Origin of the sequence: Psychroflexus maritimus, from assembly GCF_011089875.1 — a bacterium.
GTDB classification, from domain to species: Bacteria; Bacteroidota; Bacteroidia; order Flavobacteriales; family Flavobacteriaceae; genus Psychroflexus; species Psychroflexus maritimus.
Genome location: NZ_JAANAS010000094.1, coordinates 68,718 through 86,606, shown reverse-complemented (window position 1 = coordinate 86,606; position 17,889 = coordinate 68,718). Strand labels below are relative to the sequence as shown.

Sequence of the window (17,889 nt, the reverse complement as noted above, 5' to 3'; positions counted from 1 at the left end):
TAAAAGTGTTTAATATTAATTTTTACTTTTACCAAAAGATTTTACCATGCAAGCATACCACGACTTACTAAACCATATTTTAGCTGAAGGAGTTCAAAAGGGAGACCGCACCGGAACTGGCACCAAGAGTGTTTTTGGTTATCAAATGCGTTTTGATTTACAAAAAGGTTTTCCTTTAGTAACCACTAAAAAAGTACATTTAAAATCGATTATTCATGAGTTGCTTTGGTTTTTAAAAGGAGATACTAACATTAACTATCTTCAGGAAAACGGCGTTAGAATTTGGAATGAATGGGCAGATGATAATGGCGATTTAGGACCTGTTTATGGACATCAATGGAGGAATTTTAATAATGAAGGGATTGACCAAATTGCTGAGATTGTTGAAACCCTAAAGAAAAATCCGAATAGCAGAAGAATGTTAGTAGCCGCATGGAATCCAAGCGTACTGCCTGATACTTCGGTTTCTTTTGCTGAAAATGTAGCTAACGGAAAAGCAGCGCTTCCTCCTTGTCACGCTTTTTTTCAGTTTTATGTAGCCAATAATAAATTGTCTTGTCAGTTGTATCAACGAAGTGCTGATGTTTTTTTAGGAGTACCGTTTAATATAGCTTCGTATGCGCTTTTGTGTATGATGATGGCGCAAGTCTGCGGATTGGAGTATGGCGATTTTGTGCATACCTTTGGTGATGTTCATATTTACAACAATCACTTTGAACAGGTAGAGTTGCAGTTGAGTAGAGCGCCAAAACCTTTACCTACTATGAATATTAATCCTGATGTTAAAAGCATTTTTGATTTTACCTATGAAGATTTTGAGTTAGTTGGGTATAATCCACATCCTGGGATAAAAGCTAAAGTAGCTATTTAATTTCTAAAGGAGGTTTAGTTTTCTGATGCTATTTTTTTAATGAATTCTGTAGAAACTTGATGATTACCTTCAAATTTATGAATGTCAAGCCGATTTCCAAATAAATCATTGGCCAAACGAAGCTGTTGTGTTAGCTTCTCTGAATGGATATATTCATCTTGGTTTCCATAAACTAAATGCACTTTTGTTGAATCATTTAAATATACAAAATCTGAAGTGGTTAATTCGTTTGGAATACTACCTGAATGAATAATTAAATGATGGCATTGCCTTTTGTTTTGTGCCATCCATCGTAAAAGCACAGAAACCCCTTGCGAATATCCTAAGAAAAACTTAGTTTGTGAAGTAGTAGGTTGCTCTAGTTGATAAACCTTTTCTAAATAGCGAATAACATTTTGCGTTTCTAGTGCTGTATTTTCTTTGGTTAACCAAGAAGCCCCTACATATTTAAAGTCATTTCCTTGGTAATACTTTGAAGGTGCTTGCGGACAAACAATATAATTTTTGTCTTTCTTTAAAAATCTGAAATAGCGAATAAAATATTTACTTAAGTAACCTAAACCATGACAAGCTAACCAATAATTTTTAGTTTCCTGATTCGGTTCAAAAAGGCAGGAGTAAGTATTTGTATGTTGGTAAGTAGCTTGTTTTTCGGTAACTGATTTCATTTGAATTATTTACTTGTAAAATTTGAATTAAAATTCATGAATAGTAACTCCGCTTCTAAGTTTAGGTAAAATATAGGTTGTTTTAGGAGGCATTTTTAAACCCTGATCGGCAATGGTTTTAATTTCTTCAATAGCGCAAGGAAACATACCAAAGCCAACTTGAAATTTTTCAATATCAACATTTCCTTTCACATAAGCCATTTCTTTTTGACCTTGCGCGTAAGCAATACGTTCATTATTTCTTAAATCCTGAATCCCTAAGATTGGTTGCAATACAAAGTGATATAAGATTTGTGCGTCTAAAGCGGCAAGCGCATCTGTAAAATTCAGATTTTTTTTTCGTAGGTAAAGCGAGTAAAATTCGCCGTCTAAATACATGCTAAAATGATGCTTCTGCGTTGGTTTGTAATAATGCTGACCCCGATTTTCAATACGGAAGTTTTCATCCAATTGAATAAGAAACTCTTCTTTACTTAATCCGTTTAGGTCTTTAATTAAACGATTAAACTCAAGTATTTTTAATTGCGATTCAGGAATTAAATAACTCATTACAAAGTTGTAATCTTCATCTCCTGTATGATTAGGATTTTCCTTTGCCATTTTATCAGCAAGCTGAAATGAGGATGAAAATCGGTGATGCCCATCGGCTAAATAAAAGGTAGGCATGGCTTCAAATTCTGCTTCAATCTTTTGAATACTTTCATCATCATCAATTAGCCACAAATAATGGGTTTCTCTAGAAGTAGTTGTGAACTCATACTCCGGTCTTTCTTTTATTTTTGCATTTGCCAATTCATCTAAACCCTTGTGGTTAGGATAAGTAATTAATACAGGGTCGGCATTGAACTTAACAGTTTTCAGATATTCAGAAAAAAGATTTACTTTAGATTGAATAGTATCTTCGTGAATTTTAATCTGATTGTTTTTGTAATCTTCAGCATGGCAACAAGCTATAAATCCTGTAAATTTTAGGGTATTTCGCAACACAATTTGATGAAGATATATACACGGTTTCTTTTCATTTATAAACGATCCCTCTTCTTTAAATTCTTCAAACCTATTTTTCACAAGACTGAAAGCTTTTCTTCCCGAGATTTCTTTGCGGTATTTGTAACCAGGATTAACAATATGAAGAAAGGAAAAAGGGTTGTGGTCTAATCTTGCCTCTCGTTCTGCTTTGGTATAACTTTCATACGGACGAGAGGCAACTAGACTTATTTTATCCCGTGAAGGGCGAGTAGCTTTAAATGCTTTTACTTTTGGCATTAATTAAATTGTTGCGAAACTTTTTCTGCTTTTCTGCTTTCACTATAATCGTAAAACCCTTCTCCAGATTTCACCCCCATTTTACCTGCTCTTACCATATTTACTAACAATGGACAAGGTGCGTATTTTGGGTTTTTAAATCCGTCGTACATTACTTCAAGAATAGACAAACAAACATCAAGTCCAATAAAATCTGCTAATTGCAAAGGGCCCATTGGGTGAGCCATTCCTAATTTCATTACTGTATCAATTTCTTCTACGCCGGCAACTCCTGTGTAAAGTGTTTCAATAGCTTCATTAATCATTGGCATCAAAATACGATTAGCTACAAAACCAGGGTAATCGTTTACTTCGGTAGGCACTTTTTTTAAATGCTTAGACATTTCTATAATCTTGTTGGTAGTTTCATCGCTGGTATTGTAACCACGTATAATTTCTACCAATTTCATAATAGGAACAGGGTTCATAAAGTGCATTCCAATAACTTGCGCAGGACGGTTAGTTACTGCTGCAATTTTGGTAATAGGAATAGAACTTGTATTGCTTGACAAAATAGCTTCTGAAGGACAAACTTCATCTAAGGTTTTAAAGATATCTAGTTTAATTTTCTCATTTTCTGAAGCAGCTTCAACTACTAAATCTGCATTTTTAGCGCCTTCTTTTAAATCGGTAAACGTGCTTATGTTGTTTAAGGTATCTAGTTTGTTGGCTTCAGAAATTTTTTCTTTAGCTAACATTCTATCTAAGTTTTTGGTGATGGTTGCTACACCACGGTCAAGACTTTCTTGTGAAACATCAACTAAACTTACTTGGTAGCCAAATTGTGCAAAGGTGTGCGCAATTCCGTTTCCCATTGTTCCTGCACCAATTACTGTTATATTTTTCATATCTATTTATTTTATTTACATTTTTATTCATTAAAAGCATGGATTACCATTTTAGCAACGCGCAAGGCTTCTGTTCCTTGTTCAAGACTCACTATGGGAGTGGTGTTGTTGTTAATGGCATTAGCAAAAGTTTCTAATTCATCAAGAATGGCGTTATTTGCTCCAATTTCTGGATTATCAAAGTAGATTTGTTTTTTTACACCTTCAGCATTTTGTAAAATCATATCAAAATCGCCTGGCTGATTAGGGGCGTCTTTCATTTTGACTACTTCGGTCTGTTTTTCAAGAAAGTCAACTGAAATATAAGCGTCTTTCTGAAAGAATCTTGATTTTCTCATATTCTTTAAAGAAATCCTACTGGCAGTAAGATTAGCGACACAACCGTTTTCAAACTGAATTCTAGCATTGGCAATATCAGGTGTTTCAGAAATCACAGAAACACCACTGGCATTCACTTTTTTAACTTTCGATTTTACAACACTTAAAATGGCATCAATATCGTGAATCATTAAATCTAAAACCACGGGTACATCTGTACCTCTTGGGTTAAATTCTGCCAACCTATGGGTTTCAATAAACATTGGATTTTCAATTTTTGGAGCCGCCGCAGTAAACGCAGGATTAAACCTTTCCACGTGACCAACTTGACCTTTTACTTGGTGTTTTTGTGCTAATTGAATTAGTTGTTCAGCTTCTTCAACAGTGTTGGTAATGGGTTTTTCTAAGAACACGTGTTTGCCTGCTTCAATAGCTTTTTTAGCCATTTCGAAATGCGAAAGGGTAGGGGTTACAATATCAATAACATCTACTTCATTCAGTAAATTTTCATAATTATCAAAAAACAAATACCCAAATTCTTTTTCAATTTCGTTAGCATAATTTGGATTAGTATCATAAAAACCAATCAACTGGTATTTTTTAGATTCATTTAATAACCTTAAGTGAATCTTTCCTAAGTGGCCAGCACCTAAAACTCCTACTTTCAACATTTTTAATGATTTTCCACAAAAATAGGATTTCTTTTTTTTTAATTGAACTATTGTCAAAATTTTACCCTAAAATTAGGTTTTTAATCAAAACTGAAGAGATTTTTTTGATGGACTTAAGCAATGATTTTTTTCCAAAATTTTGCTATGATAAAAAATCCAATGACTGAAAAACAAAGGCTAATACTCATTAGTAAATACTTAGCGTAGAGAAAGTATCCTGTAGCAAATAGTAAGGAATATACAGCAATGACTGCTGCAAAAAAACTAATGATTTTTGGTTTAAAGTGACTAAACTTGTTCTTTGAATCAAACACAGTATCTTCAAACTCTTTTATTTTTTTGGCTGAAGTTTTAGGCGTTAATAAACTAACACCAATCCAGCAAATACTTGTAATTACAATTGTAACAACTAACTCTTCGTGATTTTTTAACTGCCAAAACTCCCAATTTAATTTGTTGTGAAGAAAAAAGACAAGGGCTACAATAAATGAACTTAACATAGCTACAATTTCACTTATAGGATTGATGCGGTACCAAAACCAACGAAGTATAAAAAGTAAGCCTGTACCAGCACCAATTTTTAATAATAAATCGAATGCTTCTTTGGCTTCGTTGAGGTGTCTTGATAAAATAGCGGCTAAAAACATCATTAAAAAAATGGAAATTCTACCTATCCAAACCTTCTTTTTTTCCGACGCCTTGGGATTAATGAAGCGTACATAAAAGTCGTTAACTACATAACTACTTCCCCAGTTTAGATGCGTTGACAACGTACTCATAAATGCCGCTACCAAAGAGGTAACGACCAAGCCTAAAAGTCCGGCAGGCAAATACTTGAGCATTGCGGCATAAGCTAAATCATTTTTTAAATATTCTTTAGAAAGATTTGGAAATGCCTCAGCAAGACTTGCTAAGTTTGGGTACATTACTAATGAAGCAAGACCTAAAATAATCCAAGGCCAAGGCCTTATGGCGTAGTGCATAATGGTAAAAAACAAGGTGGCTTTAGTAGCGTGATTTTTATCTTTGGCAGCTAACATTCGTTGTACAATATACCCACCTCCGCCAGGTTCTGCACCAGGATACCAAACGCTCCACCATTGCACTGCTAAAGGGACAATCAATAAAGGAATATAGATTTCAGGTTTTGAAAAATCAGGAAAAAAGGAAGTTTTTTCGCTTAGGTTAGATGCTTGAATTAAGTTGTGCATCCCTTCAATTTCAGGTAATTGAAGCACGTAATAAGCGGCACCAATACTACCTGCCATGGCAATGAAAAACTGAATAAAATCGGTTATTAAAACTCCTTTTAGACCTCCAAGCATGGAGTAAATTAAGGTGATTCCACAAGCTACAACTAAAATTTCAACATCTGAAAACCCAAAGAGTACATGACCTATTTTTATGGCGGCCAAACAAACTGTAGCCATGATTACAATATTGAAGAAAACGCCTAGATACAAAGCCCTAAAGCCTCTCAGAAAAGCTGCACTTTTTCCTGAATAGCGTAATTCATAAAATTCTAAATCGGTTGTAATATTACTTTTTCTCCACAATTTAGCGTAGAAAAAAACGGTTAGCATTCCTGTTAGTAAAAAAGCCCACCAAACCCAATTTCCAGCTACACCATCTTCTCTTACTATACCTGCTACTAAACCTGGAGTATCGGCAGCAAATGTAGTGGCAACCATAGAAACTCCTAAAAGCCACCACGGCATATTTCTGCCTGACAAAAAGAAATTTTCGGTGTTCTTACCACTTTTTTTTGATACATATACACCAATAAACAAGCTTAACGCAAAAAAGGCAATTAAGATAATCCAGTCTATTAGGCTTAGTATCATTTAAGCTTTTTTATGAGCAATTAGGCTGATTTCAACATTCGCGTTTTTAGGTAAACGAGCCACTTCAACGGTTTCTCTAGCGGGAGCATTTTCTTCAGAAAAGTACTGCGCGTAAACTTCATTAATTTCAGCAAAGTTATTCATATCAGAAATAAAGATACTCACTTTTACAACATTATTAAATGTCATTTCAGCTTCGCTTAGAATAGCTTGAAGGTTTTGCATTACAAGCTTGGTTTCCTCTTTCATATTTCCTAGCTTAAGTTCTTTAGTTTCAGGAGTCATAGCAATTTGTCCTGAAGTATATAAAAAATCTCCAATAAGAGTGGCTTGGTTGTAAGGGCCAATAGGAGCTGGGGCTTTTGCAGTATTAATAATTTTTTTCATTTATTTCTAATTAAAAGCATTTTCAAAAGTAAGTAAATTTATCAATTAATCGGCTTTTAAAAATTACCTTAATTGACGATCTGGCTCTCTTCTCCTATCGTATTTTATATCTTTTAGCATATTCGCTTTCATACCAATAAAGAAGAACCAGTTTTCTCGAGGACCAATGGGTGTCCAGTTTAAACTAAAATTGAAACTTCCAAGATCTCGGTTAAATCGGAGTTGAGTAAATGTAAATCCTCTGTTTACTAGGTCATAACCTGAAGAAATTCCTACTTTCCAGTTAGGAGAAATTTCTACGTTTCCAGAGAACATGATAGAATGAGAAGAAATTTCATTTTGTCTTGCTGTATTTGTATAAGACATGGTGTAAGCTAAATTCAAGCTCCAAGGTATTTTATAATTGTAGTATTCGTTTTCATCTTCTTTAGGTTCTTGATTTTTCTGACTTCTGGGGTCGTTCATCATTTGTCCATCACCAAATAAATCATCTTTTCTTCCTCCACTTCTAAAAGATTCGTTGCTTAGTGCATCGTCCTCTTCTTCTTCCTCTTGGTCATCTTTGCTGAAAATTTTGTCTGATAAGGAGTAACCAAAACTAATATTGGCATTGGTTAATCTAAACAAGCTTCCACCATTATCAATATTCCATTTATCAATTCTTCTATTGTTATTATCTAATGCATAAGGGTCTAGGGCGGCAATAAGATTGATGTCAAATTTATCAGTTACCACAGGGATATTTCCTCTTAATGCAATGGGAGATAAATGGAGTGAATCGGCAGCAAAGTTGTAGCTTGAACTAACTCCAAAGTTGTTGAGGAGTTTCACCTTTTTAAATCGGTCGTCTCCTGTTAAGGTTGAGTCACGTTTATTTACTTTAGCTTCAATATCGTTAGTGATACCAAAGTTTAGATTACTGGCAAAATTTTTATTAGGGGCGCCAAAAAGTGTTCCTTCAAATCTAGAGTATTCTACAATTTGGTCTGGGGTAGCTCCAAGCCCTTCGCGGGTAAATTGGTCGTAAAATTGGTCAAAACCAGGGTTAACAGAAAAACCTAATGTTGGTCTTACAACGTGTCTAATAGCCTTGAATTTGCTTTCATCTCCAAAATCAAACATACCATAAACAGTAGTACCAACACTTGTTGACATACTATAAGTGCGGTAGGAATCAAATCCATTTATGGTATCTCTTACAACTTGCTGTTCGTTAGGGTCAAAGCCTTGTTCAAAAGTTCGCATAACCCAAGTTTCATCATAATTAGCGTTTAAAGCAACATTAAAATGTTTAAGCACTTTAAAGTTTGTATTGATAGGAATAGAATGACGCATTCCAGCATTAAGGTCATTAAACATTTCAGGACGTAAAAATTCTTCATCGGTGGTCTGAATTCGATTTTCTCCACGTAAATTATACTGAAGGTTAATGTTGTGAATTGCCCCTCGTTTAGGACCCGATTTAGGAGCAAAAGGAAACATTCTATTTACACTAAACTGAAGTGTAGGTAAGGTCATGTTTATTTCTTCTGTATTCGTATTTTGATTGTGTGTAGCAGAAATATTTAAATTCATTCCTGGTCCTGTTTCAAAAGTTTTATTCCAAGACACAGAAGAATTTAAGGTGTTGTTCATGAAATTTCCTTGATTGGCTTGATTTACTGATTGCTGATAAAAGTTTGAAGAACCTAAATTCACCGAAGCTGAAAGTCGGCTACTGGGGTTTGCTTTTGGGTCTTGTTGATGACTCCAACGTAAGTTAAAAATGGTTTGTTCAGAAAAGTTAGGGAACCCACGTTCTTCAAGAAGTAAGTTTTCATACCTAAAACTTAGGGTACCGTTATATTTATACCTAACTCGGTAGTCAGAATCAATTCTTGTAGCCCAGCTTCCGTTGGTGTAATAGTCACCTAAAACTGATAAATCTGCATAATCACTTAAGGCGAAATAATACCCACCATTCATTAAAAAGAAACCTCGTTGTCTATTGTCTCCAAAGGATGGAAGCACAAAACCTGAGGAAGCCTTATCGCTTAGTGGGAAATAACCAAACGGAAGCGCGAGTGGAGTAGGGATATCAACAACGTGCATTTGAACAAGTCCTGTAACAATTTTTTTACCTGGCACAAATTTAACTTTGCTGGCTTTAAAAAAGTAGTCAGCATCATCAATATCATCGGCTGTTGTAAATTTTGCGTTTTTCACATAAAAAACAGAATCATTTTCTCTTTTAGAAACTTGTCCTTTCACCTTAAAGCCGCCTTGTTCTGTTCTTGAATTGTAAATAATAGCTCTTCCAGTATCAAAATTATACCTTAATGAATCTGGCTCAACCTCATCGTTTGTTTGTTTGAAGACTGGTTTTTGAGTGTATCCAGTAGAATCTTTTATTCCTTTTGCAGTAACTTCATTTTTTTCGGTGTCCATAATGATATGACCTGCCGTGATGACCATGTCTTCATACTCTATCTTTGCTTCGTTATACAGGGTCATTTTATTGTTCCTTCTATCCATGTGTTTATAATCCTTGGCATAGGATTTAACAATATCTACTAGCATTTGTTTTTTTGCCTGAGTAGTATCTTGAACAATTTTCGGACTTAAATCTGGGCTTAGTAAACTATCAATAATTGTTTCTGTGGGCTTAGTTGGCTGGATGCTATCTAAGTCTTGCGCAACTGAAATTTCATTCATTGCAAAAAGCATTACAAAAAGTATGTAGAATAAATTTGTCCGCAAGCTGATTTATACTATTTTTGGATAATAAAATTCAAGTTTTAAAACCGCCAAAATTACATATTTTTTAATTGACCTCGGTATAAAAAATAAATTTGTATGTTTTAAATTGTTTTAATTAATAAACGTTGATGAAATTAAATACGAATATTCCTTTTTTTTATAGTTTTTTACTTCTTGTTTCTGTTTGTTTTACAGCAACCTACGCTCAATCTAACAAGTTAAAAGTGGTTTTAGATGCTGGTCACGGAGATGGTGATCCTGGTACTTCTGGAAATGGCTTAGTAGAGAAAGACGTGGCTTTGGATGTAGTTTTGAAAATAGGTGCAATTCTAGAAACAGAGGTAGATGTGGAGGTTATTTACACCCGAAAAACTGATGTTTTTATTGGGCTAAGCGAACGAGCTAATATTGCCAATAAAGCTAAAGCAGATTTGTTTGTTTCTGTGCATTGCAACGGTGTAGCCTCAACTGGCCCGTTAGGTTTTGAGACCTTTGTTTTAGGAACTAAACCAAACCGAAATGATTTTGAGCAAAATATGGATATAGCCATGCGAGAAAATTCGGTGATTTATTTGGAAGATGATTACGAAGTTACTTATGGTGGGTTTGATCCAGAGTCTCCTGAATCTTACATTAGTTTTGAATTGATGCAAGAAGAGTTTCTTGACTTAAGTATTTTAGCGGCAAGCCAAGTTCAAACCAGTGTAATCGATCATTTAAAACGAAAAGACCGAGGAGTTAAACAAGCGCCTTTTCTTGTGTTAAGAGAAACTTATATGCCAAGTATTTTAGTAGAATTAGGTTTTTTAACTAATAAAATTGATGCGAGATACTTAAAATCTGAAGCTAATAAAAAATTGATGGCTAATCAAATTGCTCAAGCTATTGTTAATTATAAATCAGATATCAACCTTGTGAGTATTGAGGATGAAATGGCGAGCATTAGAGAAAGACAAGCTGATGATGATAAAGCATTTACTTTTAAAGTTCAGATTGCCGCTGGCTCAAAAAAAATAGCACCTTCTCCGCAAAACTTTAATGGTTTGGAGTTAGTAGAGGTTGTTTTTGAAAATGAATTTTACAAATACCACTTTGGTGAAACAAAGGACTATATGGAAGCTCAAGATTTCTTGAGTATTGCTCAAGAAAAAGGTTTTGATTCTTCATTTATAGTTGCTTTTGATGCTAATGGTGAAAAAGTAAGCGTTAACAAAGCATTAAAATCAAAACTAAATTAATTTATACTCATTTTTCATTTAAGGTTTTTTAAATTTGTCATCTAATACAGAACTATTTTGAAATTATCAAAGGAAATTAAAACAGGATTACTAGCACTTATTGCCATTGCTTTAATCATTTTTGGCTACAACTTTTTAAAAGGCGAAAATATATTAGAAAAAACAAGAACTTTCTATGCTGTTTACGATGATGTAGAAGGATTATCTTCTTCTTCACCAGTAACTATAAATGGACTTCAAGTAGGAAATGTTTCGAAAATTGAGTTTCTAAATCGAGAAGCTAAACTGGTGGTTTCTTTCAATGTAAAAAATAATTTTGAGTTTTCTAAATCTTCAGTTGCTAAGATTTATGGCGGCGACTTAATAGGAGGAAAAAGCATAGCCATTGAACCTAATTTTAATAATCAGAAACCAGCTGTTTCAGGAGATACGTTAACTTCGGAAGTAGAGGGTGGTTTATTTGAATTGGTAAATGACAAATTAACACCTCTTCAATTTAAGGTAGAAAATGCAGTTACAGGTATAGATAGTTTAGTTGCTTCTTTAAATTTTGTGTTGGATATAGATTCAAAACAAAGTATAAAGAGTTCAATTGCTGAGTTTGAAACTACACTTAAGTCGTTCAACCAAACCACCAAAAAAATTAATGGTCTGCTTGATGAAAACGAAAGTAAGTTTGGAACAACTATGAATAACCTCGAGCATGCATCTGCTAATTTTGCAGGTATTTCAGATTCGCTAGCTGCCCTGGAAATTCAACCTATGTTTATTGAGCTGAAACAAAATTTACAGAATTTAAATTCTGTAACCAGTAAACTAGAAAAAGGAGAAGGAAGTTTAGGAAAGCTACTTGATGATGATGGGCTTTACGATAACTTAGAAGCTTCTGCTAAACAAATGGAAGAATTGTTACAAGATATGAAGTTAAACCCCAAAAGATATGTTCATTTTTCTATCTTTGGTAAAAAAAATAAAGCCTATTCTCAACCCGAGGATGATAAATAAATAACCTATGGAGTATCTACCACAACTATTATTTATAGCGGCCCTTGCTTTTGCTGTTTATTTTTTCGCTAATAATGTGAGGAAGCTTAAACGCAATATTAACTTAGGCCAAGAGGTTAATCGGAATGATCGAAAAAAAACAAGGTTAAACAAAATGCTTAGAGTGGCTTTAGGTCAATCTAAAATGGTAACCAAACCCATTGCCGGAACTTTACATGTTATAGTTTATGTTGGCTTTGTGATTATTAATATTGAAGTTCTAGAAATTATTATTGATGGGGTTTTAGGTACGCATCGTGTGTTTTCTTTTTTAGGTCCTGTGTATAGCTTTTTAATTGGGAGCTTTGAGATATTAGCTTTATTGGTCTTAATAACAGTAATTCTTTTCTGGATTAGAAGAAACGCGATGAATATTAAACGTTTTATGTCTAGAGAGTTAAAGGGCTGGCCTAAAAACGATGCAAATTACATTTTATATTTTGAAGTTGTTTTAATGGTTTTGTTTTTAACTATGAATGCATCCGATTTACAACTTCAAAGAATAGGGCATGAGGCTTATGTTGAAGCTGGAGCTTATCCAATAAGTCAATTTATTGCTCCTCTTTTTGAAGGAATGTCTGAATCTGCATTAATAGCTCTTGAACGAGGAACGTGGTGGGCTCATATTTTAGGCATTTTCTTTTTCTTGAATTACTTATACTATTCTAAGCATTTGCATATTTTACTTGCCTTTCCAAATGTTTATTATTCAAATTTAGAAGAAAAGGGAAAGTTTAGAAATTTAGATTCTGTAACCAATGAGGTAAAAATGATGTTGGATCCCAACGCCGATCCCTTTGCAGCACCTGAAGAAGGAGCAGAGGAGGATATGCCTGAAAAATTTGGTGCTTCAGATGTTAAGGATTTAAATTGGTTTCAACTTCTAAGTGCTTATACTTGTACAGAATGTGGGCGTTGTACTTCAGAGTGTCCAGCTAATCAAACAGGGAAATTGCTTTCGCCTAGAAAAATTATGATGGATACTAGAGACCGTCTTGAAGAGGTTGGGAAAAATATTGATGCTAACAAAGGTGAATTTAAAGATGATGGAAAGCAATTGCTTGATAACTACATCAAAAGAGAAGAGCTATGGGCATGTACTACTTGTAATGCTTGTGTTGAAGCTTGCCCTGTTGGAATTGATCCTTTATCTATAATTATGGATATGAGACAGTATTTAGTGATGGAAGAAACCGCAGCTCCAACCGAGCTAAACAACGCCATGGGAAATATAGAAAACAACGCTGCGCCTTGGCCATATAACCAGCAAGATCGTTTGAACTGGGTAAACGAGTAATTCAGTTAACCCCCTAAATTAATTAAGATGAGTAAAAAAGTAAAACTCCAAACCTTAGAGAAAGACGGTGAGAAGCTTAGTCCTGTACTTCCTAAGCATATAAAAAATTATTTAATAGATATAGACGGAACAGTTACAGAAGATGTTCCTAATGAGGAACCTGAACGAATGGCAACCTGTAAACCTTTTCCCGACGCTTTAGCTACCTTAAACAAATGGTATGAAGAAGGACATCAAATTTGCTTTTTTACTTCACGAACCAACGAACATAGAAAAGTTACAGAGGCTTGGTTAAAAACCCACGGATTTAAATATCATTCACTATTGATGGGAAAACCTAGGGGAGGAAATTATCATTGGATAGATAATCACCTAGTTAGAGCCACAAGATACAAAGGAAAATTTACAGATTTAATAGAGAAAAAGGTAACGATAGAAGTTTTTGAAGAATAAATCACATAACTTATGAGCGAGAAATTAAATGTGCCTACTATGGCACAATATTTAGCAGAAGGAAAAAAACCTGAGGTTTTGTTTTGGGTAGGATGTGCTGGAAGTTTTGATGACCGAGCAAAAAAAATCACAAAAGCATTTGTAAAAATAATGAACAAAGTAGGTGTAGATTTTGCCGTCTTAGGTACCGAAGAAGGTTGCACTGGAGATCCCGCTAAACGTGCAGGAAATGAGTTTCTCTTTCAAATGCAAGCCATGACTAACATAGAAGTAATGAATGCTTATGAAATAGAGAAAGTGGTTACTACTTGTCCACATTGCTTTAATACACTTAAAAATGAGTATCCTTCTTTAGGAGGAAATTATCAAGTGATGCATCATACACAGTTTTTGAAATCCTTACTTAACGAGGGCAAACTTAAAGTAGAGGGAGGAAAATACAAAGGAAAAAGAATCACTTTTCATGATCCTTGTTACTTGGGTAGGGCCAATGATGAGTATGAAGCACCTCGCGATCTTTTAAGAAAGCTTGAAGTGGAGTTGGTTGAAATGAAATCGTGTAAAAGTAAAGGATTATGCTGTGGAGCAGGTGGAGCTCAAATGTTTAAAGATGCAGAAAAAGGCGACAAGGAGGTAAATATTCATCGAACTGAACAAGCTGTTGATGTTAAACCAGATGTAGTTGCCGCTGGTTGTCCTTTTTGTAATACGATGATGACCGATGGCGTGAAGCACGAAGGTAAGGAAGACGCTATTGAAGTACTTGATGTTGTAGAAATGATTGCTAATGCAGAAGATCTTTAATTATGCTAAAAAATTTTAAAGAACTACCAGGCCATGCAAGAATATGGGTGTATCAGGCTAACCGAAGTTTTACTGAAGAAGAAGTAGCCGAAATGAATATTAGAGTTTCTTCTTTCCTAGAAAAATGGACTGCCCATGGAAAAGACTTAGCGGCTGGGTTTTTAATAAAATATAACCGATTTTTAATACTTGGTCTTGACCCAACTAATGGAGAAGCTTCTGGTTGTTCTATTGATGCTCAAGTACATTTTATTCAAGAACTTGAAAAAATCTATGAAGTAGATTTGCTTGATCGAATGAATGTATCATTTAAACAAGGAAAATTTATAGCCTATAAAGAGCTGAAAGAGTTCAAAAAAATGGTAAAACAAAAGGCAGTTTCCTCAAACACTATTGTTTTCAATAACTTAGTAAATAATAAATCTGAATTTGAAGAGCATTGGGAAGTACCAATAACCGATAGCTGGCATAGTAGATTTTTATAAAATAATACTATGAAAATTTACTGCTTTGCATTATTTCTGTTTCTTGTAGTACAACTTGGATTTTCTCAAAACCCTTTAATTCATGCTAATTCAGCGCAACAAAAACAATGGGTTGATAGCGTTTACAATAGCTTGACTGTAGAACAGAAAATAGCCCAACTTTTTATTGTTGATGTCTTTACTGAAAAGGGAGAAAGACACATTTCTTCCATTAAAAATTTGATTGAAAAACATCAATTAGGAGGTGTTATCTTTTCTAAAGGAAGTCCTCATCTACAAGCACAAGCAAACAATCAACTCCAAGCAATTTCTACAATTCCGCTTCTAGTAACAATGGACGCAGAATGGGGCTTAGCTATGCGCTTAGATTCTACCTATGCATTTCCATGGAATATGACCATTGGCGCCGTTAAAGATCTAAAAACTGTTGAAAGAGTTGGTTATCAAATAGGGAAACACAACCATAGACTTGGAGTTCACATGAACTTTGCACCCGTTGTAGATTTAAATACAAACCCAGACAATCCTATAATAGGAAATCGCTCTTTTGGAGAAAATAAAAACCGAGTAGCAGCACTTGCCACTGCATTTATGAATGGAATGCACAAGGCAAATGTGCTTTCTAATGTAAAGCATTTTCCTGGCCATGGCGATACCGATCAAGATTCGCATTTAACCTTACCTAGTATTCAGTTTTCAGAAGAACGCATTAAAGAAATTGAACTTTACCCGTTTCAGCAACTGTTTAAATCTGGCACACATAGTGTCATGATAGCTCATTTAGATGTACCTAGTTTAGTTGCTGAAAAAGACCTACCGACCAGTCTTTCTTTTGATGTAGTCACTAAATTACTTAAAGAAGAGATGGAATTTGAAGGACTTATCTTTTCTGATGCTTTAAACATGAAAGGGGTTAGCAATTTTAATGAACCTGGTGAAGTAGATTTGATGGCGTTTAAAGCCGGCGTTGATGTCATGCTCATTTCTAAAAATATTCCAAAGGCTATTCAATTATTCCATAACGCCTACCAAGAAGGAGAAATAACTGAAGTTCGTTTGGCTCATTCTGTAAAGAAAATTCTTCAAGCGAAGTATTTAGCTAATTTACATCATGAACAAAATAAATTTGTGGATGAAGTCAATTTATACGAAGAGCTAAATGAAGTTACTAATCAAGCTATTGATGAGGAAGTTTTTGCTAAAGCAATTACTCTACTAAAAAACGATATGGGAGTGCTTCCTATTCAACCAATTAAAAAGGAAAGTCTTGCTTATGTTCATTTAGGCGATGCCTCAGGTGAAGCCTTTTTTAAAGCTTTAAATAAGTTTAAAAAAGTAGATTATTTAGATGACCAAAAAATAGCCAGTTTATTACCTAAATTAAGTGAATACGATCAAGTAATTATTGGCCACCATAAGTCGGATGCTACTCCTTGGAAGAACTATCATTTTTCTGAAAATGATTTAAAACTGCTTCAAGCAATAGCTAAAGAAAGTAATGTTATACTCGTTAACTTTACAAGTCCTTATGCATTAAAAAAAATTAATAGTTTTATTTCTATTGATGCGGTCTTGCAAGTTTATCAAAATAAAGAAATTGCTCAAACTACTGCAGCGCAAAGTATATTTGGCGCTTATTCAATTCAAGGTAAATTACCTGTTAGTATAGCAAACGTTTTTAGCGAAGGAAGTGGTTTGAAATTGAATAGAAATTCAATTTTAGGCTATGCTTATCCAGAAAATGTAGGATTTTCTCAAGAATTAACTTCAAAATTAGATAGCGTTGCCAATCTTGTAATCGATAAAGAAATGTCTCCAGGGCTTCAGCTTTTGGTAGCAAGAAAGGGTAAAATAGTCCACCAAAAAGCTTATGGGTACCACACCTACAAAAAACTCATACCAACTTCTAACCATACTATTTATGATTTAGCATCACTTACTAAAATACTGGCTAGTTTGCCATTAATGATGCAAATTCATGAAAAGGGCGATTTTGATTTTGAATCTACATTAAGTGATTTACTTCCTAACTTACATGGGACAAACAAAGCCGACTTGAAATTGAAAAACGTGTTCTCACACTATGCAGGACTCCAAGCTTGGATACCTTTTTTTGCTGATACAATAGAAGATTTTGACACCTATTACAGTTCAGTGAAAACTGAAGAACACTCAATTCAGGTAGCTAATAATATGTATATAAAGACTACTTATATAGATAGTATTTATCATAAAATTATAGATTCAAAATTAGAAAGTTCATTAGAATATAAATACTCAGATTTACCCTTTTATTTAGCCAAAGAATATATTGAATATTACTTTGGTGGTAGTTTAAAAAACTTAGTCAGAGCCCATTTTTATGAACCAATGAACCTAAAAAACTTAACTTACCATCCTTTAGAAAAGTTTCAATTAAGTCAGATAGCACCTTCTGAAGAGGATTTAATCTGGAGAAACCAACTTGTGCATGGTCACGTTCATGATCAAGGAGCTGCAATGATGGGAGGAATAGGTGGGCATGCCGGCTTATTTGGAAATTCAGAAGACGTAGCAAAGATCTTGTATCTTTACTTGAATAAAGGGAAGTACTCGGGGAAGCAATTTATTCAAGAAACTACTATAGACAAATTTAATACTTGTTATTTCTGCGAAGATGAGGTAAGACGGGGCATTGTTTTTGACAAGCCTCAATTAAAAGATAGCGGCCCTACTTGTGGTTGCTTATCTTTAGAAAGTTTTGGCCATAGCGGGTTTACAGGAACTTATGCTTGGGCAGACCCAGAGGAAGAAATCATTTACATTTTCTTATCTAATAGAACCTTTCCTTCAGCTGAAAACAAAAAATTAATAGATGAAAATATAAGAACAGAAATTCAACAAATTATTTATGATTCCATTTTGGAAGATTAAATCG

Annotated in this window: 15 protein-coding genes; 8 read left to right on the top strand and 7 right to left on the bottom strand. The window is 34.3% G+C overall.

From position 1 onward, the window contains the following. Window positions 1-46 precede the first annotated feature (46 nt). Window positions 47-871, top strand: coding sequence for a thymidylate synthase (locus G7034_RS10760; RefSeq protein WP_166400962.1), 825 nt, complete (start codon window positions 47-49; stop codon window positions 869-871). A gap of 14 nt (window positions 872-885) precedes the next feature. Here G7034_RS10760 and G7034_RS10755 read toward each other — a convergent pair whose 3' ends face one another. The 7 genes from G7034_RS10755 to G7034_RS10725 form a co-directional block, all read right to left on the bottom strand. Further along, window positions 886-1,539: an alpha/beta hydrolase gene (locus tag G7034_RS10755; protein WP_166400961.1), complete on the bottom strand. Its 654-nt coding sequence runs from the start codon at window positions 1,537-1,539 to the stop codon at window positions 886-888. A 27-nt stretch (window positions 1,540-1,566) separates the two neighbouring features. After that, complete coding sequence (locus G7034_RS10750) at window positions 1,567-2,805, bottom strand: DUF1015 domain-containing protein (protein WP_166400960.1); 1,239 nt, start codon at window positions 2,803-2,805, stop codon at window positions 1,567-1,569. Further along, window positions 2,805-3,692, bottom strand: a complete 888-nt coding sequence (locus G7034_RS10745; RefSeq protein ID WP_166400959.1) for a 3-hydroxybutyryl-CoA dehydrogenase — start codon at window positions 3,690-3,692, stop codon at window positions 2,805-2,807. The genes G7034_RS10750 and G7034_RS10745 overlap by 1 nt, the downstream gene beginning before the upstream one ends. 23 nt (window positions 3,693-3,715) lie before the next feature. Next, window positions 3,716-4,681 carry a Gfo/Idh/MocA family protein gene (locus tag G7034_RS10740; protein ID WP_166400958.1) on the bottom strand — a complete coding sequence of 322 codons (966 nt, stop codon included), beginning with the start codon at window positions 4,679-4,681 and terminating at the stop codon, window positions 3,716-3,718. Window positions 4,682-4,794: 113 nt separating this feature from the next. Continuing rightward, complete coding sequence (locus G7034_RS10735) at window positions 4,795-6,525, bottom strand: sodium:solute symporter family protein (RefSeq protein ID WP_166400957.1); 1,731 nt, start codon at window positions 6,523-6,525, stop codon at window positions 4,795-4,797. After that, window positions 6,526-6,912: a RidA family protein gene (locus G7034_RS10730; RefSeq protein WP_166400956.1), complete on the bottom strand. Its 387-nt coding sequence runs from the start codon at window positions 6,910-6,912 to the stop codon at window positions 6,526-6,528. It lies immediately after the preceding gene. A gap of 63 nt (window positions 6,913-6,975) precedes the next feature. Next, window positions 6,976-9,606, bottom strand: coding sequence for a putative LPS assembly protein LptD (locus G7034_RS10725; protein ID WP_246166829.1), 2,631 nt, complete (start codon window positions 9,604-9,606; stop codon window positions 6,976-6,978). Between the two features lie 173 nt (window positions 9,607-9,779). Here G7034_RS10725 and G7034_RS10720 point away from each other — a divergent pair, with 173 nt between their 5' ends. Genes G7034_RS10720 through G7034_RS10690 form a run of 7 tightly spaced genes read left to right on the top strand, consistent with a single transcriptional unit; the run spans window position 9,780 to window position 17,885 of the window. Then, a complete protein-coding gene (locus tag G7034_RS10720; RefSeq protein WP_166400954.1) occupies window positions 9,780-10,889 on the top strand; it encodes an N-acetylmuramoyl-L-alanine amidase family protein in 1,110 nt (369 codons plus the stop codon). Window positions 10,890-10,946: 57 nt separating this feature from the next. Next, the gene (locus G7034_RS10715; RefSeq protein WP_166400953.1) at window positions 10,947-11,894 is read left to right on the top strand and encodes an MlaD family protein; all 948 of its coding nucleotides are present in this window, start codon (window positions 10,947-10,949) and stop codon (window positions 11,892-11,894) included. 7 nt (window positions 11,895-11,901) lie between these two features. Further along, window positions 11,902-13,230 carry a (Fe-S)-binding protein gene (locus tag G7034_RS10710; RefSeq protein WP_166400952.1) on the top strand — a complete coding sequence of 443 codons (1,329 nt, stop codon included), beginning with the start codon at window positions 11,902-11,904 and terminating at the stop codon, window positions 13,228-13,230. A 27-nt stretch (window positions 13,231-13,257) separates the two neighbouring features. Further along, the gene (locus tag G7034_RS10705) at window positions 13,258-13,683 is read left to right on the top strand and encodes an LNS2 domain-containing protein (RefSeq protein WP_166400951.1); all 426 of its coding nucleotides are present in this window, start codon (window positions 13,258-13,260) and stop codon (window positions 13,681-13,683) included. A gap of 12 nt (window positions 13,684-13,695) precedes the next feature. Then, window positions 13,696-14,487, top strand: a complete 792-nt coding sequence (locus G7034_RS10700; protein WP_166400950.1) for a (Fe-S)-binding protein — start codon at window positions 13,696-13,698, stop codon at window positions 14,485-14,487. A 2-nt stretch (window positions 14,488-14,489) separates the two neighbouring features. Continuing rightward, window positions 14,490-14,972 (top strand): ABC transporter ATPase, encoded by a 483-nt coding sequence (locus G7034_RS10695; protein ID WP_166400949.1) that lies wholly within the window; start codon window positions 14,490-14,492, stop codon window positions 14,970-14,972. A gap of 9 nt (window positions 14,973-14,981) precedes the next feature. Next, on the top strand, window positions 14,982-17,885 hold the full coding sequence (locus G7034_RS10690) for a glycoside hydrolase family 3 N-terminal domain-containing protein (RefSeq protein ID WP_166400948.1): 2,904 nt from the start codon (window positions 14,982-14,984) through the stop codon (window positions 17,883-17,885). Window positions 17,886-17,889: the final 4 nt, after the last annotated feature.